The organism is Aquibium carbonis, assembly GCF_003970795.1.
Lineage (GTDB): Bacteria > Pseudomonadota > Alphaproteobacteria > Rhizobiales > Rhizobiaceae > Aquibium > Aquibium carbonis.
In genome coordinates this window covers 13,860-35,098 of sequence record NZ_RWKW01000010.1, presented here as the reverse complement: position 1 = coordinate 35,098, position 21,239 = coordinate 13,860, and the positions used below count along the sequence as shown (strand labels likewise).

20 protein-coding genes and 1 tRNA gene are annotated in these 21,239 nt (G+C 65.9%); 9 read left to right on the top strand and 12 right to left on the bottom strand.

Annotated features, from left to right (window positions below; genetic code table 11):
• Positions 1-47: 47 nt before the first annotated feature.
• On the top strand, positions 48-1,124 hold the full coding sequence (locus tag EJC49_RS03450; protein ID WP_126698068.1) for a BMP family ABC transporter substrate-binding protein: 1,077 nt from the start codon (positions 48-50) through the stop codon (positions 1,122-1,124).
• A gap of 225 nt (positions 1,125-1,349) precedes the next feature.
• Positions 1,350-1,979, top strand: coding sequence for a glutathione S-transferase family protein (locus EJC49_RS03445; RefSeq protein ID WP_126698067.1), 630 nt, complete (start codon positions 1,350-1,352; stop codon positions 1,977-1,979).
• Between the two features lie 97 nt (positions 1,980-2,076).
• On the opposite strand, the gene EJC49_RS03440 is transcribed toward EJC49_RS03445, so the two are convergent.
• Positions 2,077-2,895, bottom strand: coding sequence for an alpha/beta fold hydrolase (locus EJC49_RS03440; RefSeq protein ID WP_126698066.1), 819 nt, complete (start codon positions 2,893-2,895; stop codon positions 2,077-2,079).
• Between the two features lie 197 nt (positions 2,896-3,092).
• Between EJC49_RS03440 and EJC49_RS03435 the strand changes: the two genes are divergently transcribed.
• From EJC49_RS03435 to EJC49_RS03415, 5 genes are read left to right on the top strand one after another with little or no spacing between them, the layout of a single operon-like run.
• Positions 3,093-4,346 carry an ABC transporter substrate-binding protein gene (locus tag EJC49_RS03435; protein WP_126698065.1) on the top strand — a complete coding sequence of 418 codons (1,254 nt, stop codon included), beginning with the start codon at positions 3,093-3,095 and terminating at the stop codon, positions 4,344-4,346.
• 3 nt (positions 4,347-4,349) lie between these two features.
• Positions 4,350-5,087 carry an ABC transporter ATP-binding protein gene (locus EJC49_RS03430; protein WP_126698064.1) on the top strand — a complete coding sequence of 246 codons (738 nt, stop codon included), beginning with the start codon at positions 4,350-4,352 and terminating at the stop codon, positions 5,085-5,087.
• Positions 5,087-5,797, top strand: coding sequence for an ABC transporter ATP-binding protein (locus EJC49_RS03425; protein WP_245453245.1), 711 nt, complete (start codon positions 5,087-5,089; stop codon positions 5,795-5,797). Before EJC49_RS03430 ends, EJC49_RS03425 begins: the two co-directional genes overlap by 1 nt.
• Before the next feature lie 8 nt (positions 5,798-5,805).
• Complete coding sequence (locus tag EJC49_RS03420) at positions 5,806-6,681, top strand: branched-chain amino acid ABC transporter permease (protein WP_126698062.1); 876 nt, start codon at positions 5,806-5,808, stop codon at positions 6,679-6,681.
• A complete protein-coding gene (locus EJC49_RS03415; RefSeq protein ID WP_126698061.1) occupies positions 6,678-7,685 on the top strand; it encodes a branched-chain amino acid ABC transporter permease in 1,008 nt (335 codons plus the stop codon). The genes EJC49_RS03420 and EJC49_RS03415 overlap by 4 nt, the downstream gene beginning before the upstream one ends.
• A 9-nt stretch (positions 7,686-7,694) precedes the next feature.
• Here the strand turns inward: EJC49_RS03415 and EJC49_RS03410 are convergent, their stop codons facing one another.
• The 5 genes from EJC49_RS03410 to EJC49_RS03390 are packed head-to-tail and all read right to left on the bottom strand — an operon-like array spanning position 7,695 to position 12,738.
• Positions 7,695-9,011, bottom strand: coding sequence for a M20 family metallopeptidase (locus EJC49_RS03410; RefSeq protein ID WP_126698060.1), 1,317 nt, complete (start codon positions 9,009-9,011; stop codon positions 7,695-7,697).
• A 52-nt stretch (positions 9,012-9,063) separates the two neighbouring features.
• Positions 9,064-9,810 carry an N-formylglutamate amidohydrolase gene (locus EJC49_RS03405; RefSeq protein ID WP_126698059.1) on the bottom strand — a complete coding sequence of 249 codons (747 nt, stop codon included), beginning with the start codon at positions 9,808-9,810 and terminating at the stop codon, positions 9,064-9,066.
• Complete coding sequence (locus tag EJC49_RS03400; protein WP_126698058.1) at positions 9,810-11,147, bottom strand: type I glutamate--ammonia ligase; 1,338 nt, start codon at positions 11,145-11,147, stop codon at positions 9,810-9,812. The genes EJC49_RS03405 and EJC49_RS03400 overlap by 1 nt, the downstream gene beginning before the upstream one ends.
• Entirely contained in the window at positions 11,144-11,797 is a 654-nt protein-coding gene (locus tag EJC49_RS03395; RefSeq protein ID WP_126698057.1) for a cysteine hydrolase family protein, read from the bottom strand. The genes EJC49_RS03400 and EJC49_RS03395 overlap by 4 nt, the downstream gene beginning before the upstream one ends.
• Positions 11,794-12,738 (bottom strand): MurR/RpiR family transcriptional regulator, encoded by a 945-nt coding sequence (locus EJC49_RS03390; RefSeq protein ID WP_126698056.1) that lies wholly within the window; start codon positions 12,736-12,738, stop codon positions 11,794-11,796. Before EJC49_RS03390 ends, EJC49_RS03395 begins: the two co-directional genes overlap by 4 nt.
• A gap of 367 nt (positions 12,739-13,105) precedes the next feature.
• Between EJC49_RS03390 and EJC49_RS03385 the strand changes: the two genes are divergently transcribed.
• Positions 13,106-13,195, top strand: a tRNA-Ser gene (locus EJC49_RS03385).
• A gap of 142 nt (positions 13,196-13,337) precedes the next feature.
• Here EJC49_RS03385 and EJC49_RS25550 read toward each other — a convergent pair.
• The 6 genes from EJC49_RS25550 to EJC49_RS03360 all read right to left on the bottom strand — a co-directional run bounded on the left by EJC49_RS25550 (position 13,338) and on the right by EJC49_RS03360 (position 19,463).
• Positions 13,338-13,511 carry a hypothetical protein gene (locus EJC49_RS25550; protein ID WP_170314591.1) on the bottom strand — a complete coding sequence of 58 codons (174 nt, stop codon included), beginning with the start codon at positions 13,509-13,511 and terminating at the stop codon, positions 13,338-13,340.
• Positions 13,511-14,881, bottom strand: a complete 1,371-nt coding sequence (locus tag EJC49_RS03380; RefSeq protein ID WP_126698055.1) for an amidase — start codon at positions 14,879-14,881, stop codon at positions 13,511-13,513. Before EJC49_RS03380 ends, EJC49_RS25550 begins: the two co-directional genes overlap by 1 nt.
• On the bottom strand, positions 14,871-16,289 hold the full coding sequence (locus EJC49_RS03375) for a TRAP transporter large permease (RefSeq protein WP_126698054.1): 1,419 nt from the start codon (positions 16,287-16,289) through the stop codon (positions 14,871-14,873). The genes EJC49_RS03380 and EJC49_RS03375 overlap by 11 nt, the downstream gene beginning before the upstream one ends.
• Positions 16,290-16,331: 42 nt before the next feature.
• Positions 16,332-16,904 (bottom strand): TRAP transporter small permease subunit, encoded by a 573-nt coding sequence (locus EJC49_RS03370; protein ID WP_126698053.1) that lies wholly within the window; start codon positions 16,902-16,904, stop codon positions 16,332-16,334.
• A 205-nt stretch (positions 16,905-17,109) separates the two neighbouring features.
• Positions 17,110-18,246, bottom strand: coding sequence for a TRAP transporter substrate-binding protein (locus EJC49_RS03365; protein WP_126698052.1), 1,137 nt, complete (start codon positions 18,244-18,246; stop codon positions 17,110-17,112).
• A gap of 155 nt (positions 18,247-18,401) precedes the next feature.
• Positions 18,402-19,463, bottom strand: coding sequence for an NAD(P)H-binding protein (locus EJC49_RS03360; protein ID WP_126698051.1), 1,062 nt, complete (start codon positions 19,461-19,463; stop codon positions 18,402-18,404).
• A gap of 211 nt (positions 19,464-19,674) precedes the next feature.
• On the opposite strand from EJC49_RS03360, the gene EJC49_RS03355 reads away from it, so the two are divergent.
• Positions 19,675-21,216, top strand: a complete 1,542-nt coding sequence (locus tag EJC49_RS03355; RefSeq protein ID WP_245453243.1) for an alpha/beta hydrolase — start codon at positions 19,675-19,677, stop codon at positions 21,214-21,216.
• Positions 21,217-21,239: the final 23 nt, after the last annotated feature.

Below are 21,239 nucleotides of genomic sequence, written 5' to 3'. Positions count from 1 at the left end.
ACCTGTTACAGACACCAAGAATCCCAAACCACAGAGGACGAAGAACAATGAAGAAAACGATTTTCGCACTGGCGGCCACGACGGCGATGCTGGTCGCCGGCTCGGCCTTCGCGCAGGACAAGACCAAGGCCTGCTTCATCTATGTCGGCCCGATCGGCGATTTCGGATGGTCCTACCAGCACCACCAGGGCGCCCTCGAGATGCAGGAAGCGCTGGGCGGCGAGGAAAAGGTCGAGATCGCCTATCTCGAGAGCGTGCCGGAAGGCGCCGATGCCGAGCGCGCTATCGAACGCTTCGCCCGTTCGGGCTGCGGCATCATCTTCACCACCTCGTTCGGCTACATGGACGCCACCAACAAGGTCGCGGCCAAGTTTCCGGACGTGAAGTTCGAGCATGCCACGGGCTTCAAGCGCGAGCATGCGAACGTCTCCACCTACAATTCGAAGTTCCACGAAGGCCGCTACGTACAGGGTGTGATCGCTGCCAAGATGTCGACGGCAGGCGTCGCCGGCTACATCGCCTCCTTCCCGATCCCGGAAGTGGTGATGGGCATCAACGCCTTCGTGCTCGGCGCGCAGTCGGTCAATCCGGAATTCAAGGTCAAGGTCGTATGGGCCAACACCTGGTTCGACCCGGGCAAGGAAGCCGATGCCGCCAAGGTGCTCATCGACCAGGGCGTCGACATCATCACCCAGCACACCGATTCGACCGCACCCATGCAGGTGGCGGCCGAGCGGGGCATCAAGGCCTTCGGCCAGGCCTCCGACATGATCAAGTTCGGACCAGAAACGCAGCTCACCTCGATCATCGACGATTGGGGCCACTACTACACCGAGCGCGTGAAGGCGGTCATGGACGGCACCTGGGAGCAGGTGGACGTTTGGGAAGGCATGGCCGAGGAGCACGTCGTCATGGCGCCCTACACCAACATGCCCGACGACGTGAAGGCGGCCGCCGAAGAGATCGAGGCGAAGATCAAGTCCGGCGAATTCAACCCCTTCACCGGCCCGATCATGAAGCAGGACGGCACGGAATGGCTGAAGGATGGTGAGGTCGCCGAGGACGGCGTCCTGCTCGGCCTCAACTTCTACGTGGCGGGCGTCGACGACCAGCTGCCGCAGTAAGCTCTCGCTTACCCAACCACGCCTTCGAAGGCCGTCCTCCGGGGCGGCCTTCTTTCGTTCTGTTTACTGCAGGTCGCGGCCCTGGTCCGGCGGGCGACAGGCCCCGCGCGGCATGCCCCGACCGTCGGCCGGGCCGCGAAGGGACGGGGCCACGCCCGCTCCTGACATCCGGATGTCAGGAGCGCTGTGCTATCCTGCCCTTCACAACCAAAGAGGAGGCTCGACATGCTCGTGTTCCACCACGCCCCCTGGTCCCGCTCTTCGGCCATCTTCTGGCTGATCGAGGAACTCGGCATCGACTACAGGATGGAACTGGTCGACATACGCGCCGAGGGCGGCGTGCCGGAGAGTTACCGCGCCATTCAGCCGAACAAGAAGGTGCCGGCCATCGTTCACGACGGCGTCACGGTGACCGAACGCGCCGCGATCACCATTCATCTGGCCGACGCATTTCCGCAAGCCGGACTCGCTCCCGCGATCGGCGACCCGGCGCGAGGCCCGTATCTTTCCTGGCTCGTCTATTGCGATGCGGTCCTCGATCCGGCTGTGGCAGCGCGCGCCCACGGCCTGACATACGCATCAATGGACTATTCCTTCGGCCTGTTCGACGATCTCGTCGCCAATCTCGAGCGTCGGCTTGCAAAGCATCCCTACGTCGTCGGCGACGCCTTCACCGCTGCCGACACGCAACTCGCCAGCGCCATGCACTTCACCATGAAAGTGATGAACGTGCTGCCGGCGCTGCCCGTCTTCGAGGCCTATGTCGAACGCGCCACGGATCGGCCGGCCTGGCGAAAGGTCCAGTCTCGCGACGCCGAGCTCGCCGCCGCCAACCCTTGGACCCCGGCCTTCTGAGAGCCCGGGGACGGGGAGCGCTCCAAGCGCGATCAGCTGTCGGCGTCCCGCCGGCTGAATGCCGAGGCGGCCACCCTGGTGTGTAACGCCAGGGTGCCTACTGCTTGCCCATGTCGACGACGAAACGCTCGAAGATCGGGTCGAAGCGATCGGGCGAGTCCCAGAAGGGTGCGTGGCCGGAGTTCTCGAGCACGTGCTTCTTGCCTTCCCAGAGGTTGGAGAAGGCGACCGCCTCGACGAAGTCTGTGTTCACGAAGGGTTCGTCCAGTCCGTTCAACACCGCGATCGGCGGCGTTTTGCCGGCCACGAGGGCATTCTGGTTGCGGCCGATGCCCATCGCCAGCTTCTCGAACATCATGCGACGGGCGCGCCCGTCAGTTCGCGCGACGGTGTCGAGCATGAACGGTTCGAACGGTTCGCCCGCCGTGCTGCGCGCATAGTTTTCGACGTCTTCGGCCGAGAACACCTCCTGGCCGGCCAGGCCCATGTGCGGGCTCGGCTTGAAGCCTTCGCCGAGTTGCGCCGGGGAGACGGGAGGCGTTCCGGTGATCATCAGGCCGAGCAGTCCCGGATAGCGGTCGATCATCTCCAGCCCGATGTGACCGCCGAGCGACCAGCCGAAGACCACCGCCTTCTCGACGCCGAGAACCTGGAGTACTTCGGTCATCGCATCGGCATAACCGACCATGTTGTAGGTGCGGTCGGGATCGATGGCGTCAGCCGAATCGCCGTGGCCGGGCAGGTCGGGCGCGATCAACCGATACCGCTCCCCAAGCGCGCCAGCCATCTGGTTGCGGAAGACCGCGCCCGACGAGGAGTTGCCGTGGATGAGCAGAACGGGCGTTCCCGTGCCGCTGCTCTGCCGCACGGCGATCTTGCCGTGGCTGGTGTCGATCATCGTCTGCGTCATCGTCATTGGCATCCCCATCCGCGCTGCCGTTTGTCGTCCCGATGCAACTGCACAGTTCAAAGGCACAGTCGTCCCATCGCCCGCCAGATGTTCATTTATGTTCCCCGGCCGATGAAACCATCTTTTCAAAGAAGAACGCTTGTGCGTAAAATTGTCAATCGTTCAACTCCCGGCTCGCGGGCAAGACAGGGGCACCGACAATCATGACGTCCAGATCCGCACACCACCGCATTCGCCAGATTCTCCTCGGAACGGCGCTGGCAACCGTTTTCTCGGCCGCAAGCTTCCCCGCCTTCGCCGACGTCGTCAAGATCGGCCTGCTGGCGCCGCTCACCGGCCCCGCCGCCGCCGATGGCCAGGAGTTCCAGCGCGGCGCCCAGATGGCGATCGACGAGATGAACGAGGCTGGCGGCATCGACGGCAACACGTTCGAACTCGTCGTCGGCGACGTCAAGGACCAGTCGGCCGGCAACGTCACGAGCGCCGTGGAACGGCTGCTCGGCGATCCGAACGTGCATTTCATGATGACCGGCTATGCCAGCCTGACGAATTTCGAGATCGACAACATGGCGGAAGCCGAAATGCCCTACATGCTGGCGGCGACGTCGCAGCAGACCAAGGACATCATCGCCCCGTCGCCCGAGGACTACATGTGCTGCTGGTCGATGACGCCGTCGTTCGACGCCTACAACACCGACGTCACGCTGTTCGTTGAAAAGCTGGCGGCCGATGGCAAGATCACGCTCCAGGACAAGAAGGTCGCGATCATCTCGTCCGACAACGCCTATTCGAAGACCATTTCGGAAGGCATGAAGACGACCTTCGCCGAGAACGGCTGGACCATCACTGTCGACGAGATCGTGCCGTTCGGCGAGGTCACCGACTGGCGATCGATCCTTGCCAAGGTGCGCGAAAACGTGCCGGACGTCGTCATCAACACCGACTATCTTCCCGGCAACTCCGCCTCGTTTCTCAACCAGTTCATGGAGCAGCCGACCAAGAGCCTGGTCTTCCTGCAATACGCGCCGAGCGTGCCGGAATTCGTCGAGCTGACGGGCGCGAACTCCACCGGCATCATCTACAACCTGCTCGGCGGCGCGCTGACCACGCCGAAGAACCCGCGCGCCGAAGAGGTGGCGACCAAGTTCAGGACCAAGTACGGCACGGAGAGCGGCACCTACGGCGTGGCGCTGTACGAGATCGTCAACGTGTATTTCGACGCGCTGAAGAAGGTCGGCGATCCGACCGACCACGCCGCGATCATGACGGCCATCGGCGAGACCGACAAGCAGGTGGCGGCCGGTCGGCTCAAGTTCGATCCCGAGACGCATCTGGCCATGCAGGGCGACGACTTCATCCCGATCACCTTCTTCCAGATCTGGGACGGCGAGCGCACGCTCATTTCGCCGACGAAATATGCAACCGGCGAGTTCAAGATCCAGCCCTGGATGGAATAGAGCGTGGCCCTGCTCGCGGTTGAGGGGGTCTGCAAGGCCTTCGGCTCGCTGAAAGCCGTGGACGAGGTGTCGTTCACGGTGGCGCCGGGAGAAATCTTCGGCATCGCCGGTCCGAACGGCAGCGGCAAGAGCACGCTGTTCAACCTCATCACCGGCATCCCGTTCGCCCCCGACCGGGGGCGGATCGTCTTCGACGGCGACGACATCCAGGGCAAGCCCGGGCATGCGATCGCGCGCCTGGGCCTGGCACGGACCTTTCAGCGCGAGACCAGTTTCGACGGGCTGACCATGTTCGAGAACGTCCTGATCGGCGCGAGCTACGGCAAGCCCGACAGAGCGGCCGCCGCCGCGCGCGACGCTGCAGCCGAAGCGCTGGAGTTCGTCGGCCTCGAATCCCGGTCGTTCGGGCGCCTGGCTGGCGAGTTGTCGGTCTTCGACCGCAAATGCCTGATGCTGGCGACGGCGATCGCGATGGAGCCGAAGATGCTGCTGCTCGACGAACCCGCATCGAGCCTGACGCGGCCCGAGATCGAGACGTCGATCGGCCTCATCCGGCGCACCGCGGCTCGGGGCATCACCATCGTTCTGATCGAGCATGTGCTGACTTTCCTGATGAGCCTTTCGCAACATCTTCTTGTTCTGAATCAGGGACGCGTCCTGGCAGCCGGCGAGCCCGCGACGGTGATCGCCGACGAACGCGTCATCGAGGCCTATCTCGGAACGCGGAGAGCGGCGGCGTGATGCCCATCCTGTCCGTCGAGGGTGTCACGGCCGGCTATGGCCGCGTCACCGTCCTGAACGACGTCTCGCTGGAAGCGGGGCGCCATGGCAATGTCGGCTTCTTTGGTCCCAACGGGCATGGCAAGACGACGCTGCTGCGGGTCATCTCGGGCCTGCTCAAGCCCAGAAGCGGGCGGATCTTCTTCGATGGCGAAGACATCACGGCCAGGAGCGCACGCGCCATCGTCGGCACCGGACTGATCCACGTCCCACAGGGCAATCGCCTGTTTCCCGACCTGACCATCGCCGACTGCATGGCCCTTGGTGCCTATTCGGCCCGGGCACGGCCGCACGAGGCCGAAAACCGCGAAAAGGTCATCGAGCTTTTCCCCAAGCTCGCCGAGCGCTGGCGCCAGCGCGTGCGCACGCTGTCGGGGGGTGAGCGTCAGATGGTGTCGATCGGCACGGCGCTGATGAGCCATCCGCGGCTGCTGATCCTGGACGAACCGACGCTCGGCCTCGCGCCCAAGATCAAGGACGAACTCTGTGCCTCGGTGCTCGACATCTCCAAGGGCGGCGTGCCGCTGATCGTCGTGGAACAGGACATCGAGTTCCTGCTCGAACTGAGCAGCCAGCTCTACCTGATCAACCACGGCACCGTCGCGACCGAGATCAAGCCGGGCGAGAGCATCGCCCACAGCGAGATCATGTCGATGTATTTCGGGCATTAGGAACGAGCATGGGCGCACTCGCGGAAATCCTCTTCGGCGGCCTGTTCCAGGGCTCGCTCTACGCCATGATGGCGGTCGGGCTCGCCCTGGTCTGGACGACGATCGGCGTGTTCAACTTCAGCCACGGCGTGTTCATGATGCTCGGCGCCTATCTCGCCTGGCAGCTGGTCGCCTTCGGCCTGCATCCGGCGATCGCCTTTCCGTTGGCCATACTGGCGACGGCCGGCGTCGGGTGGCTGCTGCAGGCGACCGTGGTGCGACCGCTGATCGGCCGCGCCAACCTCGTCCTCGTCGTCGTCATCACCACGCTCGCCGCCGGTTCGCTGATCGAAAACGGCGTGCTGACGATCTGGGGGCCGCGTTCCAAGCAGCTGCCGCCGCTGCTCGCCGGCAACACCATGATCGGCAGCATCGGCGTCTCGCTGCACCAGATTGCCATCATCGTCGTCACGCCGCTGATCCTCTGGGCCTTGTGGATGTTCCTCACTCGAACCCGCATCGGACTGGCGCTGCGCGCGGTCGCGCAGAACGAGGATGCGAGCCAGCTCGTCGGGCTGAACGTCACCGCGCTCTATGGCCTGGCCTTCGCGATTGCCGCCGCGCTCGCCTGCATCGCCGGCATCTTCATGGGCGGCTATCGCTTCATGTCGCCGGTGATGGGCGCCGACCCGCTTCTCAAGGCGCTGATCGTGGTCGTGTTCGGGGGCATCTCGAGCATCTCGGGACCGATCTTCGCAGCCTATCTGATCGGCTTCTTCGAGGCCGCCTGCAGCTACTATTTCGGGCTCTACTGGACGCCGGCGCTTCTCTTCGCGGTGCTGATCCTGACGCTGATGGTGCGTCCGGAGGGGATCTTCACGAGCCGCGGCCGGGGACTTGCATGACTGACATGAACAAACGCGTCTCCGGCGCCCCTGGCCGAACCTCGTGGCAGCGCGAAGCCGTCGGCTTCGTGCTCGGCCTCGCCGTCCTGGCGATGCTGCCTCTCGTCTTCACCGACAGCTACAGCCGCCACATCCTCATCATGGCCTTCATCTACGCCATGGTGGCTTCGAACTGGGATCTCAGCCTCGGCTATGGCGGCGTGTTCAATTTCGGCCACCTGGCGCTGTTCGGCATCGGCGTCTACGCCTATGCGCTCCTGACCAAGCTCGCCGGCATGGACCCCTGGGTGGCATTGGTGGCGAGCGGCGTCGTGGCGACGCTCGCTGCGGTGATCGTGACGATCCCGATCCTGCGGCTGAAAGGCATCTACATCATTCTCGTGACCTTCGGCTTCGCGCAGCTGGTGATGCAGATCATCATCAGCCAGTCGGACATCACCGGCGGGACACAAGGGATCGTGCGAATTCCGGGCCTCTACATCTTCGACCACAACATGGTTCGCGACGGCAAGATCGGCTATTTCGGCATCGCGCTGACACTCCTGGCGTTGAGCACGATCTTCCTGCGCGTGCTGGTGCGCTCGCGCATCGGCGCCAGCATCGTGGCGCTGCGGGACAACGAGGAATACGCCATCAGCCGCGGCGTCTCGCTGGTGCGCCAGCGCATGATCACACTGGCCGCGAGCGCCTTCTTCACCGGCGTTGCCGGCGCCTTCTACGCCGCCTACCAGCGCAACGCCTCGATCGACGTCTTTGGCATGAGCCTGGCGACGATCGTTCTGTCGATGGTTCTGCTCGGCGGCACAGGCACGATCTACGGCGCGGTGATCGCCTCTTTCGTGCTGACCGTCTTTGCCGAGGCGATGGCCGATTTCGGCGCCTGGCGGCCGATGATCACCGCCGTGCTGATCATCCTCGTCATGCTGGTCTATCCGAGCGGCCTCGTGGGCATGATCCAGGCGGCCTGGGGCGGCCTCGGCGGGCGGCTCCGCCGCCCGACCTGACCCGCGGCTTCAGCGGGTACCGCACCAGTCGATGATGGTCGCGGCGATGACCTTGGTGGTCTCGACCAGCGATTCGATGTCGACATACTCGTCCTTGCCGTGAAAACCGTCGCCGCTAGCGCCGAAGATGACGCCATCGACACCGGCCCCGGCATAGTGGGCCGCGTCGCAGACCGCGATGAACCCCTTGATGGCAGGCTGCTTGCCGATGGCGCTCTTGCGCGCCGCCAGCGACGTCACCAGCGGATGGTCGACCGGGGTGTTCATCGGCGGAAAGTGCAGGCCGCCAAGCTCCCACTGGATCGTCGGCGGATTCGACCGCATCCAGGCATCGGTCTGCGCGAAATGATGGACGAACGCCTCGAAATCGCGGCGGATGTCGGCCGCGGTTTCGTTTGGCAGGAACTTCATGTCCAGGTCGATCACCGCGACATCGGGAATGATCGCGGGGTTGGTCATGATGTTGGGCAGGCCGTTGCCGCCAAGGCCCGCGCCACCATGGATCACGCCCGGATTGATCGTGTTGACGCCGAGCGGCACCAGCGGATGCGATCGGGCGCGGGCGCGGTCCAACTCGTAGTGGCGCAGCGCCGTTAGAAAGCGGGAGGCCAGTTCGATGGCATTGACGCCGGGTTCGAGGCGGCCGGCTTCGTGGTTCTGCGGATAGATCTCGTTGTAGCGCCACCCGGCATGGGCGGACCTGCCGCGGATCGTGACGCGCACCCATTCCAGCCCCCCTTCGGCCGGCAGCACGTCGCCCCAGGTCGGTTCCGCCACGAGGACGGCCTTGGCGAGCTTGCCGCGACGAACCGCGTCCATGGCGCCGAAACCGCCGGACTCCTCGTCGACGACGGAGTGGATCGCCAGCCGTCCGTCGAGCGTGATCCCGGCGTTCCTGATGGCGCGGGCCGCCGCGATGCAGGCGGCAACGCCGCTCTTCATGTCGATCGCGCCGCGGCCGTACAGCCTGCCGTCGACGATGTCGCCGCCGAACGGATCGACGGACCAATCCTTCGCGGCGCCGACAGGAACCACGTCGATGTGGCCGCAGAGGATCAGGCTCCGCTCCTCGGAGCCTGCCCATTCGCCGACGAGATTCGGCCGGCCGGGCAGGGCATCCCACCGTTCGGTGGCAAATCCCTGTTCCGCCAGGATCGGTTCGAGCAGGGACTGGACCTCCGCCTCCTTGTTGATGTCCGGATTGGGCTCGAACTTCGGATTGACGGAGGGAATGCGCACCATGTCGCGTGTCAGGCCGACGACCCAGTCACGGTCACGCTCGATGGCCGCCTGCACGCCGGCGATGGTTTCTTCCAGGTTCGTCATGGCGTCATCCTTTCTGTCGGTCAGCCTCGTGGCCCGGTGCCGGCCCCTCCGGTCAGAGCACGGCAGCGAGCCGGTCGGTCCATTCGCGAATGCCCGCGGCATCCGAAATCAGGTCGTTGCGGATTTCGATGAGCAGTGCCGGATGGCCTCTGTCGGTGCCGTGCACCGGGATTGCGTAGTCGCCGTCGCGGTCGATCTGGTAGGGCACGTTCTCGCCGACCAGAAGCGCGGGATCGCGCGACAGCGCGGTCATCACCCGGGACGCGTAGGCATGGGCGTCGTCATGGAGAATGCCGACATGCCAGGGCCGAGCAACGCCCAGAAACACCGGCGTGAAGGAATGGATGGCGACGATGCGCGAACGCTTCGACGCGACCGCGCGCCGGTCGAGGAAGGCCGCGAGCGCATCGTGAAACGGATCGAAGATCAGGCGTCGCCGTCGCTCGATCTCGGCCTGCGGCAGGTCGCGGTTGCCGGGGATCGACGTCGCCTCCGAAACGACCGTCATGCTGGTCGCACTGCCGAAGGGTCTGTTCAGGTCGACCAGCAGTCGCGAATAGGTGCCCAGAAAGGCGGGCGCGCCAAGCCTGGCCGCGAGGCCGCGCGTGACGCCCGCTGCGCCGACATCCCAGGCGATGTGGCGCTTGAGATCGGCGCTGCCGACGCCGAGACCGTCATACTCCGCTGGAATGTGGTTCGAGGCGTGATCGCAGATCAGCACGATCTCGGCGTCGGAATCGGCATTGAGAATGTCGATCGGCGCCGGCCAGTCCAGCGCGTGATGGTCGAGCGCCAGCATCAGTATCGGCCACCATAGGCCGCGCAGATCGCGTCGCGGTCGAGACCGGCCATGAGCCCGATCTCGGCGCGCTTGACGGCGACGAAGCTTGCCAGAAGCTCGGGCGCGAACCAGGAGGTCACGACCGTATCCGCTTCGAGGGCGGCGAGCGCTTCGTCCAGCGTTTCCGGCAACCGACGCAAACCGAGGCGATCCAGTTCCGGCGCGCTCATGACCGACGGATCGCCACTGACGATGGGCGGGGCGGGCAAGTCCGCCAACAGTCCCGCAAGCCCTGCACGCACGATCGCGGCGAGGGCCAGGTAGGGGTTGGCGGTTGCGTCGGCGGCTCGATATTCGATGTTGAACTGGCCTTCGGGATCGCGCCCGCCGATCGTCACCGTCGGGCAGATGCGCAGCGTCGCCTCGCGGTCGCGCTCGCCAAGCCACGTGTAGGACGAACTCCAGTTGTGCGGTGCCAGCCGGTAGTAGGAGGGCACGCTCGACGCCGTCAGCGCCACCAGCCCCGGCAGGTGCCTGAGGACACCGGCACAGAAGGCGCCGGCCGCTTTCGACAGGCGGCCCGGCCGCGCGGCGTCATGGGTTGCGGGACGGCCCGATGCATCGCGCAGGCTGAAATGGATGTGGACGCCGTTGCCGACCTGGTCGGCGGCGGGTTTCGGCGCAAAGCTCGCGCGCGCGCCGCTAGTGCGGGCAACCTCGCGGGTGATCTCGCGGATCGCCACCGCACGATCGGCCGCCGACAGCCCGTCGGTCGGAGCGTGGGTGATTTCGAACTGGTTGGCGCCGTATTCGGCAAGAACCATTTCGGGCTCGACGCCCGCCTCTTCGAGACAGGCCGCGAGCCGCGGGGCGAAGGGATCGAATGACCGCAGCGCCTCGACCGAAAAGGCATGGAGCGGCGGTGCGGCCGTCCGCCCGCCGCCGGTCACGAGCGTGAACTCCTGCTCGAAGGTCGCGACGAGGCAAAGGCCGGTTTGCGCCTCCAGCGCGGCCAGCGCATCGCGCAGTTGCGTGCGGGCGCAGGCGATCCAGGGCGTGCCGTCGAGCTCGACGATGTCGCCCATCACCAGGTCGAACCGCGTCGCCGCGCCCGTCGCCGACGTGGCATAGCGCGCAGCGGCATCGGGCAGGATCCGCAGATCACCGGACGACCCCCACGGATTGGGATCGGCGATGGTGTTGAAGGCGGTCAGGCAGAGATTGGCCGGCACCCAGCCGACGCCGGTCTCGAGCGATTTTGCGTAGCGCGTTTCGGTCAGCGGCCGCCCGCGCGTGATCGCCGAAAGGTCGGTCGTGACGATGCTGACCAGCGGGGAGGGGTTGTCGCCGCTCATGCGCCACCCACCCGGCCGAGCGCCTGGAAGCGCGCTTCGACGGTCGCCGTGTCGGTGACCCAGCAATAGCCGCCGAAGGCTTTCAGCGCGATGTCGTGCCGCGCCTGGGTCGGCGCCGCGCAGGCGTCCGCCACGCAGGTGACGAGATAGCCCCGGTCGGCGCCGTCGCGCACGGTCATGTCGACGCACTGGTCGGTGAGCACGCCCGCGACGACGAGATGCCGGATGCCGAGGTTGCGCAGCAGATAGTCGACATTGGTTGAATTGAAGATGCCGGACGAGGTTTTGGGCAGTATGATCTCGTCGCCGACCGGCGCGAGTTCCGCCGGCGGCAGGCCTTCGGCGAGGCTCGGCGGAATGTGGATCGGCGTCAGCTTGTGATCGAGCGAGCGGTCGCGCCCGTCCTCGGTCAGGCTCTGGATGATGGTGTGCAGGACCTCCACCCCGGATGCGCGGGCGGCGGCGAGCAGGCGCTGCTGGTTGGGAATAACCACCTCGCGCGTCTGCCGGTAGAAGTAGTGGTCGGCGCCCCAGTCGGGATGGCCGGGATCGAGCCCCGGCTCGAGCCAGATGCGCTGCATGTCGACCAGAAGCAGCGCGGTCTGGCCGGGCGAGAAAGGCTCGTCGCGGCGCGGCAGGGTCGGCATCATGCTGGTTTCGTCCGTTTTCCGGGGGGCGTCGCGTCGGCGGGTTCGCCGGCGCCGGCCTGGCCCACGCGATCCGCCGGCGACGGCGTGACCGCGTCGAGCGTGACGGCGTTGGCGCGGCGAATGTGTTCGATGTCCTCCATTCGCCGGCGCATGTCGCCGCCATGCAGCGCCAGCGCGTGGGCGAGCACCGCCTCCATCTGGGCGACGGCGGTGGCCAGCGTGTCGAACGGCGAGTTCGCCTCGATCGAGGCGATCATGGTCTGATCGGCGAATTCGGCGATCGGCGACAGCCAAGCATCGGTGAAGAGCAGGATGCTGACGCCGCGGTCATGCGCCTGACGCGCGAAACGGACGATGTCGGACTGGTAGCGGCGATAGTCGAACACGACCAGCAGGTCGCGCTTTCCAAGATCGATCAGGAGATCGAAGTCCGGCGGCGCCAATTCGCCGATGTCGCGCACGCCGGATCGGAACTGGATCAGGTAGCCGGCCAGCATGGAGGCGATGTGGCGGCTGAAGCGGCCGCCGAGAAGCACCACGTCGCCCTTGCTCTCGATCAGCATCCTGACGACGCGCGTATAGGTCTGCGAGGCGACGGCGGTTCGCGTCCGCTCGAGGCTCTCGGACACGGAACGAAAATAGTCGAGCGCTGACGCGGCCTCCGATCCGCCCGGCCGCTTCGCCTCCATCATCAGCAGCGGCGAATGCAGGCGGGCTTCGACTTCGGCCAGTACCCGCGTCTGGAAATCGGCGAAGCCGGCATAGCCGAGCTTGATCATCAGCCGCGTCACGGTCGGATCGCTGACCCCGGCCAGCCGCGCCAGCCGTGTCGCGGTGCCAAGGCCCGACATGGGAAAATCGGCGAGCAGAACCTGGACGATCTTTTCCTCCGAAGAGGTCAAAACGACCGGTGTATGCGCCAGATCTTCGCGAATCGACATCAGGCTTCCCGTTGCGCGAGCGGTTGGTGAAGTTCTTACATTGTTGCCAGGCACTGTCAATTTTTGGAAAAGAATCTACAGGCTTGAACCAAAGGACACCCGATCGCCCGCGCTCGCGCGGATCACACACACCAGGCGCGGGGGTGAGATCCCAAGACGGCGGGTGCCGGCGCTTGGAGCCGTCTGGCGCGAAGCCAGACAATGGCCGCCGCGCCGGATCGGACGCATGCGGGTCACCGAAGCGGTTGACGCTGCGATCCGCCGCACTGTAAATGCGGACGAAAGAGACGTTCGGTGGCAGAAATGCGTCGCAAGACGGTCGTTCCGATCCCGGTGGGCGGGATTAATGCCAACGATTTCAACGTCTGGAGGGATGGCCGAGCGGTTTAAGGCACCGGTCTTGAAAACCGGCGTGGGCGCGAGTTCACCGTGGGTTCGAATCCCACTCCCTCCGCCAGTCCTCGGATGTGTACGACCCGGGGACATGGTTTACACCAGATACCGGAGAGATGGTTTACACCTTGTCCGGGGCGAATGGGTTGGGCGACGATCTCGTCCCGAACGGATTGTCGGTGGACGGGAATGCCCGACCGCCCGGTTCAGCGACGGCGCGGCCTGCGCCAGGCATTGGCGACGAAGTCCCAGATCGCCAGCGACAGCGTGATCGCCACGACGACGAACAGGTCCACGCGCGGCACCTTCCAGACGAGGATGCCGAGAAAACCCGTGAGAACGACCAGCGCCAGCAGCGCCATCAGGCGGTCCATCATCATCAAGCTCCCATGGTTTCGGCCTTGGTCAGCCATTCGCCCAGCCATCGCGCGGTTCGAAGCAACCGCGCATCGTCGCCGCGACGCCCGACCAGTTGCACGCCCATCGGCAGGCCGGTGCCGGTGTTCAGGAGAGGCAGCGTGACTGCGGGCGTGCCGCAGAGCGTCCAGAGGCCGTTGAACACGGCACTGCCGGTGCCGGCCAGCCCGAGCGGCGCAGGCCCGGGCGCGGCGGGCGTGATGATCGCATCGCAGCGCTGGAAGATTTCGTCCAGCCCTGCGTAGAGAATGTCCGGCCAGTCCAGCGCGGCGATGTAGTCGCGGGCCGGAATGGCCTTGCCGGCCTCCAGCGCGTCTTGCAGCACCTTCGACAGCCGGTCGCGCCCACGCCGCTCGTAGGGATAGTAGAACTTCGCCATCTCGGCGAAGTTGATGCGCTCGCGGATGGTGGAGGCCTCCGCGAATGCCGTCGGCAGGATGGCCTCGAAACAGCGTTCGCCGAGCACCTCGACCAGTTCTGCGAAGGCGTCCTTCGTGTCGTCTTCGGCCTCCTCCCAGCCGGGTGGCCGGACGAAGGCCAGCGTGGGGACGACCGGCGGGGCGGCACTGGCCGTATCCAGCAGGCGGGGATGCGGAGCCGGTTGCGTCGCGCGGTCGGCGGCATGGAAGCCGAACAGGACGTCGGCAACGAGAGCTGCGTCTTCCGCGTATCGGGCAAAGACGCCGACGGTGTCGAGCGAGGGGGACTGGACCAGGATGCCGGTGCGCGCAATGGTGCCGAAGCTCGGCTTGAAGCCGACCACGCCGCAAAAGGCGGCCGGCCGTATGACGGACCCGCCGGTCTGGGTGCCGAGCGCCAGCGGAACCATGCCGGCCGCCACCGCAGCCGCCGACCCGGAGGACGAGCCGCCCGGCGTACGCTCGGGGTCGTGCGGGTTGCGGGTCTTGCCGGGATGCAGGAAGGCGAGTTCGGTGGACACCGTCTTGCCCATGATGATCGCGCCGGCGGCCTTCAGTCGCTCCACCACGGCGGCATCCGCGATGGGAACGCGACCGGCATCCAGCACGGTGCCGTTGGCGGTCGGAATCCGGACGGTGTCGATGATGTCCTTCAGCCCGACGGGCAGGCCATGCAGCGGCCCGATGGCACGGCCGGACGCCCGACGCGCGTCGAGGGCGCGCGCCTGCGCCATGACGTGGTCGCCGTCGAGCCAGGCCCATGCCTGCACGCGCGGCTCCTCCGCCGCGATCCGGTCGAGGCAGGCCTGGGCCAGGTCGACGGCGCTGAGCGCGCCGCGCGCCAGCCGGTCGCGCAGTTCGACGGCGCCCAGTCCGAGGATCGGGTTCGGCGTCGCGGATGCCCTAGCGTCCATAGAACACCTGCGGCAGGTGGAACACCAGTTCCGGGAAGATGTAGATCAGGGCCATCGAGACGAACACCATGAACAGGAACGGCATCACGCCCTTGAAGATCTGCATCAGTTGCACCTGCGGCGGCGCGATGCCCTTCAGATAGTAGGCCGACATCGCCATGGGCGGCGTCAGGAAGCTGGTCTGCAGGTTGAGCGCGACCAGGATGCCGAAGAACAGCGGATCGATGCCGAACAGCGGCAGCAGCGGCAGGAAGATCGGCACGAAGATGATGATGATCTCGGACCATTCGAGCGGCCAGCCGAGCAGGAAGATGATGAGCTGGGCGAGCAGCAGGAACTGCAACGGCGTCAGGTCGAGGCTCTGGACGAACTCCGAGATCAGATGCTCGCCGCCCAGATAGGAAAACACCGACGAGAAGGTGTAGGAGCCGACGAACAGCCAGCACACCATCGCCGTGGTGCGGACCGTCAAGTAGACGGACTCGCGCAGCCGCTGGAACGTCATCGCCCGATAGGCGATTGCCAGCACCATGCCGCCCAGCGCGCCGATGGAGGCGGCCTCCGTCGGCGTGGCCAGTCCAAACAGGATGGACCCGAGCACAGCCAGGATGAGGAAGGCGAGGGGAAAGAACGAGGTGAACAGCATCCAGGCAAGCTGGAAGAACGGGACGTCAGGCACCTCTTCCTTCGTCGGCTTCGGGGCGATCGAGGGTTGCAGGATCGACCGGCCGATGACGTAGACCAGATAGAGGCCGACCAGCAGCAATCCCGGCAGCAGCGCGCCGGCATAGAGGCGGACGATGGAAACGCCCGACGACGCGGCATAGACGATCAGCATGATGGATGGCGGGATGAGGATGCCGAGCGTGCCGCCGGCGCAGATGATGCCCGAGGCGAAGCTGGTGTCGTAGCGCGCCTTCAGCATCGCCGGCAGCGCCAGCAGCCCCATCAGCGTCACCACCGCACCGACGATGCCGGTGGCCGTGGCAAACAGCGCGCAGGTGATCAGGGCGGCAACGCCCATGGAGCCCGGCAGGTTCTTGGCGGCGATGTTGAGCGTGGAGAACAGGCGATCGACGATGTTGGCCCGCTCGACGATGTAGCCCATGAACAGGAACAGCGGCACCGCCGTCAGGACTTCGTTCGACATCACCGTGTAGGTCTGGTTGATGAAGAGGTCGAAGATGCGGTTGTTGAAGAACCCGTCGATCCAGGTGGTGACCGAGGTCCAGGTGTCGGCGTCCTCGCCCAGTCGGTTGAAGCTGCGCCACATCCGATTGGGATCGAAATAGGCGTAATATCCAAAGAAGATGCCCAGCGCCATCAGCGTGAAGGCGATCGGAAAGCCCAGGAAGACCAGCAGGATGAAGATCCCGAGCATGGCAAGGGCGACTTGAGGGTCGGTCACTTTCGCAACTCCGCTACGAATGGTCCGGCGTGACCGGCAAATCTAGTTCTGGCCTTCGGCACGCTGCTTGATCAGCAGCTGTTCGGTTTCGACGACGTCCTCTTCCGCAGTGTGCCAGTAGCCCTTGCGGATGGCGATGATGCACCGGCACATCTGGGCGATGCCCTGGATGAAGAGCAGGATGCCGGCGGCCACCAGGACCGACTTGAACTGGAAGATCGGAATGCCGGCAGGACTGTTGACGCTCACCTCGGCGTAGCCCCACGAGCGCGCCGAGTATTTCCAGCCGGTGAAGATCAGGGCGATCACGCCCGGGAAGAAGAAGAAGATGTAGAGCACGAGGTCGACCGCGCCCTGCGTGCGGACGGACCAGAGCCGGTAGACGAAGTCGCCGCGCACATGGCCGCCGCGCGACAGCGTGTAGGCGCCGCCCATCATGAACAGCGTTCCGTACATGATGAACGACACGTCGAGCGCCCACGACGTCGGCCGATTGAGCACGTAGCGCACGAACACCTCGTAGCTCATCCCGATCGTCATCAGGATGATGAGCCAGCCGAACGACTTGCCGAACCAAGCCGAGAGCCGGTCGGCGAAATTGATGAAGCCGATCAAGACGACGCGCCTCCCGTGCGCAAGCGAACCAGGCCGCCGGTCCGGGGTTCAGAGCCGCGACGTCGCCGCTCCATCGCGACACAGACCCCATCGACCGGGCGGATATCAGAGCGCGACATCCGGCAGGGCGCAGGCCGCGGCCGGATGTCTTGTCGTGACGCGCGACCGGCCCGCTGCCGGGTCGGTCGTCCGTCGCCCCCGTCGCTCAGAGCTTGAGCTTGCCGGGGAAGTAATGCTCGTAGGCCAGCGCGAGGTCGGGCGCATTCATCAGCTCGTAGTATCCGACCTTCTCGACCCATGCCCGCTGGCTGTCCATCACCTTCTTGGAGAAGGCATCGGCTTCCAGGTCGACGATGAGCTTGTCCCAGGCCTCGAGCTGCGCGGCGAGAATTTCGCTCGACGTGCGGTGGACCGTGACGCCGAGTTCGTTCTGGATCTTCTGCAGATCGTTCGAGTAGTTTTCCATCGCCAGCGCGGTGTTGGACGTGGACGCCGCTTCCACGCTGTATTTCAGGATGGCCTGGAGATCGGGCGCGAGATCCTCGAAGAAGTCGCGGTTGAAGCAGAACTCGAAGCTTTCCGAAGCCTGGTGGTAGGACGACAGATAGTAGTTCTTGGCCACGTCCGGCGAGCCGAAACGAAGGTCCGACGACGGGTTGTTGAACTCGAAGGCGTCGATGACGCCGCGCTCCATCGCCGGGACGATCTCGCCGCCGGGAAGCTGAGCCACGCTCATGCCCATGGCCTGCAGAAGATCGGCGGCCAGACCGACCGTACGGTACTTGAAGCCCTGGAGGTCGGCGACCGTGTTCACCTCCTGCTTGAACCAGCCGAACGGCTGCGCCGGCATCGGGAAGCCCATGAAGCCGACGACGTTGAGGCTGAGAATGTCCTGGGTCAGCTCACGGTAGAGTTCGGCGCCGCCGCCCTGGTAGAACCAGCCAAGCATCGTGGTGGCGGAGCCGCCGAAGACCGGCCCCGTCCCGAAGAAGGACGCCGCCTTGCTCTTGCCGTACCAGTAGACGGGGACGGTGTGGCAGGCGTCAAGAACGCCGTCATGCACCGCGTCCATCACCTGGAACGCGCCGACCACGGCGCCTGCCGGCAGCAGGTCGACCTTGAGGCGACCGGCCGACATTTCCTCGACGCGGGTCGTGTATTCGCGGGCGAAGTCCATCCAGATGTCGGAGGCCGGCCACGACGTCTGCATCTTCACCACCACCGGCTCCTGCGCGAGCACGGCGGGTGCGGCCAGCGTGGTTGCCGCGGCGGCTCCGGCGCCCGCGAAGGACGCGTTCCGGAGAAACCGGCGACGTGAAATGGGATCCTTGCTCAATTTCATTCCTCCCGTTTTGTTTTCTTTGGCGAAGGTCAGAATAGGCGATCTCGCCAAGTGCGCAAGCAGGAACTAATTGACCTTTGGTCCAATTTTGTTGCAGTGCAGTATTTCCGGTGTGCGGTTCTCTTGTTTTCCGTCCGCTTGCGGCTCGCGCAACTTCAGGTCGAGCCACGGCGATCCGGCGAAGCGGTTCGGAACACCGCGTGGTCGCCGCGTTCGTCACCAACGGTTCCAGCGAGCAGTCGCGCATAGTGGTCCGCGAGCGTCTGCGTACCGGCCGATGGCGTGGCTTCGGCGTCGTAGCGGCCGGCCCTGTCGTCCCAGACGAGCATCGATTCGCTGGCGTAGTAATGTCCGATGCCGGCCAGTTCCGCCTTGGCGGCCAGCGCCGGACTGAAATGCCCCAGACCGGCCAGCACACGGCGCACCGCGGAAAGCAGTGCGAGCGGCACGCTCCTGAAGCGGGGGGCGCGGCCCAGAAGCGCGAACAGGATCTCCCCCTGTTGCCGGGGCGTGATGGCCTCACCCGGCCCGCCGACCGGAAGAATGCGGTTCCACCGTGCTTCGTCGTCCAGGCATTCGGCGAGGTAGCGGCCGAGGTCCGTGTCGCTGATCGGCTTGCAGGCGGTCAGCCGGCCATCACCGAAGACGAGGAACGGCTTGCCGCGCCTGACGCGCTCCACCTGGCCGGACAGCGACTTGAAGTAGGCCGTGGGACGCACGATGGAGTAGGTGAGACCGGACGCGACCAGTTCCCGTTCGAAGGCGAGCTTGGCATGCTGGAATGCCAGCCTCGGCTTCTGGACGCAGATCGCCGACAGCAGCACCATCTGCCCGACGCCGGCCTTCTGCGCGGCGGCGAGCGCCAGTGCGTGCGCGCCGTAATCTATGGCCCAGGCGTCCCGGGCAGCACCCGTGCGCGAGGCGAGGCACGAGACCAATGCGTCGAACCGCTCGCCTCGAAATCCGTCGATCGACAGTGAGGCGGCATCGGTGACGTCGCCGAACCGGAGGTTGGCGCCCGGCAGCAGCCGCGCCATGTCGTCGGGCTGCAAAGCGCCGCCTGGCCCCGCCCGGGACCGGACCAAGCACACGACCTCATGACCGCGGGCGACGAGCGCGCGCACCGTGGCGCGGCCGATCGATCCGGTCGCCCCCAGAACGAAGACGCGGCGCGGGTGCGGAGACGGGGTTTCGTCAGCGGACGGGTTCTCGATCATGGACATCCCGGCGATTGAATAGTGCGAGCCTATCACAGACAATAGCAGGCGATGCGGACGGAAGGAGCAGCGGCGCTCCGATGCCCGCCAATTCGACGCCGCAGCCGATCATCATGGTTTCATGCCAAGAACGCCCCCGGATTGACGCTGTGCCCGCTGCCATGATCCGGCAGATCGGGACAGTCGTCTCGAGGGATCGCGGGCGGGTCGTTTGAGCGGGGAACGATCCGATGGGCGGGCAGGGGGCGGCCGCCGCTACGGCCCCTTCGGCGCAGCCTGGCCGAACTGGACGTTCGGCCTTCTCGTCGTGGTCGTCATCGCGGTGTCGATGTTCCGCCTGGAGGGCGCGAGGTACGGGCTCGACATCACGCAGATCCGGATCGGCCAAACCCCCGCGACCCTCTACCGCCAGCCGGAAGCGACGGGTCCGCTCGTCGTCGCCGCCCACGGCTTTGCCGGTTCGCGCCAGCTGATGCAGTCCTACTCGCTGACCCTGGCGCAGTCCGGCTACATCGTCCTGGCGTTCGACTTCGAAGGGCATGGCCGCAACCCGGTCCCGATGTCGGGCGACGTCACCTCGATCGATGGCACCACAGCGCTTCTGGTGGCCGAGACGCGGCGTGTGATCGACGCGGGACGAGCCCTGCCGGGCGTATCGGGAGACGTTGCCCTGCTCGGACATTCGATGGCGACCGACATCATCGTGCGGACCGCGATCGCCGAGGGTGCAGAAGGCCGGCCGGTCGGAGCCGTGGTGGCGATCTCCATGTTCTCGGGCGCGGTGACGGCCGGCGAGCCGGCAAGCCTCCTGATGATTTCCGGCCAGTGGGAGGGCGCGCTGCGGGACGTCGCACTTGCCAATTTGCGCCAGTTGCGGCCGGACGCGCAGGAGGGGACTACGGAGCACCATGACGGCATCGCGCGGCGGGCCGTGGTCGCGCCGGGCGTCGAGCATGTCGGCGTCCTGTTCAGCGCCACCGCGCTCCGCGAGGCGCGGGATTGGCTCGATGCCTCGTTCGATCTTGCAAGTGAGGGACCGATCGTGCGGATCGGGATATGGGTCGTCCTGCTTCTGGGTGGGATCGTGGGGTTGTTGCGCCCCCTGGCGCGCCTGCTGCCGCCTGCGCCGAAGACGCCGCCCGCCATCCCGGCGCCGCGGTACTGGGCGGCCATGCTGGTACCCGCCGTGCTGGTGCCGGTCATCGGAACGAGGGTCTACACACCGTTCATGCCGGTGCTGGTCGCCGACTACCTGATGATCCATCTGGCGGCCTATGGCGGGTTGCAGATGCTTCTGGTCTGGCGGCACGCGCCCTTGCGCCTGTCCATGCCTGCCGTGGTCCTGCTCACCGTCTGGGGCGTCGCCGTCTTCGGCCTGGCGATGGACCGCTACGTGGCGAGTTTTGCACCCAACGCCGAACGGCTGGCGATCATCGCGTTCCTGTGTGTCGGGACGATCCCGGCGATGATGGCCGACGGAATCCTCACGCAGGCGGGACGCGGAACGCTGGCGCGGCGCGTGGCGACGCGGACAGTTCTGATTCTGTCCTTGGCCGGGGCCGCGATGCTCGACCCGGAGAGGCTGATGTTCCTGTTCATCATCCTGCCGGTCCTGGTTCTTTTCTTCCTCCTCTACGGGTTGATGGGCCGCTGGGTCGGACAGCGCAGCGGCGCCGTCTCGGCGGGTCTCGGTCTCGGTCTCTGCCTGGCCTGGTCCCTCGGCGCGACGTTTCCGCTGTTCAGCGCGGGTTGACCCCGCGCCTTCGATTGGCCCGC

Bases quoted from the DNA above. Each gene is read 5' to 3' on its own strand.
- EJC49_RS03450 (WP_126698068.1), top strand. From the start codon at position 48: ATGAAGAAAACGATTTTCGCACTGGCGGCCACGACGGCGATGCTGGTC.
- EJC49_RS03445 (WP_126698067.1), top strand. From the start codon at position 1,350: ATGCTCGTGTTCCACCACGCCCCCTGGTCCCGCTCTTCGGCCATCTTC.
- EJC49_RS03440 (WP_126698066.1), bottom strand. From the start codon at position 2,895: ATGACGATGACGCAGACGATGATCGACACCAGCCACGGCAAGATCGCC.
- EJC49_RS03435 (WP_126698065.1), top strand. From the start codon at position 3,093: ATGACGTCCAGATCCGCACACCACCGCATTCGCCAGATTCTCCTCGGA.
- EJC49_RS03425 (WP_245453245.1), top strand. From the start codon at position 5,087: ATGCCCATCCTGTCCGTCGAGGGTGTCACGGCCGGCTATGGCCGCGTC.
- EJC49_RS03420 (WP_126698062.1), top strand. From the start codon at position 5,806: ATGGGCGCACTCGCGGAAATCCTCTTCGGCGGCCTGTTCCAGGGCTCG.
- EJC49_RS03415 (WP_126698061.1), top strand. From the start codon at position 6,678: ATGACTGACATGAACAAACGCGTCTCCGGCGCCCCTGGCCGAACCTCG.
- EJC49_RS03410 (WP_126698060.1), bottom strand. From the start codon at position 9,011: ATGACGAACCTGGAAGAAACCATCGCCGGCGTGCAGGCGGCCATCGAG.
- EJC49_RS03405 (WP_126698059.1), bottom strand. From the start codon at position 9,810: ATGCTGGCGCTCGACCATCACGCGCTGGACTGGCCGGCGCCGATCGAC.
- EJC49_RS03400 (WP_126698058.1), bottom strand. From the start codon at position 11,147: ATGAGCGGCGACAACCCCTCCCCGCTGGTCAGCATCGTCACGACCGAC.
- EJC49_RS03395 (WP_126698057.1), bottom strand. From the start codon at position 11,797: ATGATGCCGACCCTGCCGCGCCGCGACGAGCCTTTCTCGCCCGGCCAG.
- EJC49_RS03390 (WP_126698056.1), bottom strand. From the start codon at position 12,738: ATGTCGATTCGCGAAGATCTGGCGCATACACCGGTCGTTTTGACCTCT.
- EJC49_RS25550 (WP_170314591.1), bottom strand. From the start codon at position 13,511: ATGATGATGGACCGCCTGATGGCGCTGCTGGCGCTGGTCGTTCTCACG.
- EJC49_RS03380 (WP_126698055.1), bottom strand. From the start codon at position 14,881: ATGGACGCTAGGGCATCCGCGACGCCGAACCCGATCCTCGGACTGGGC.
- EJC49_RS03365 (WP_126698052.1), bottom strand. From the start codon at position 18,246: ATGAAATTGAGCAAGGATCCCATTTCACGTCGCCGGTTTCTCCGGAAC.
- EJC49_RS03360 (WP_126698051.1), bottom strand. From the start codon at position 19,463: ATGATCGAGAACCCGTCCGCTGACGAAACCCCGTCTCCGCACCCGCGC.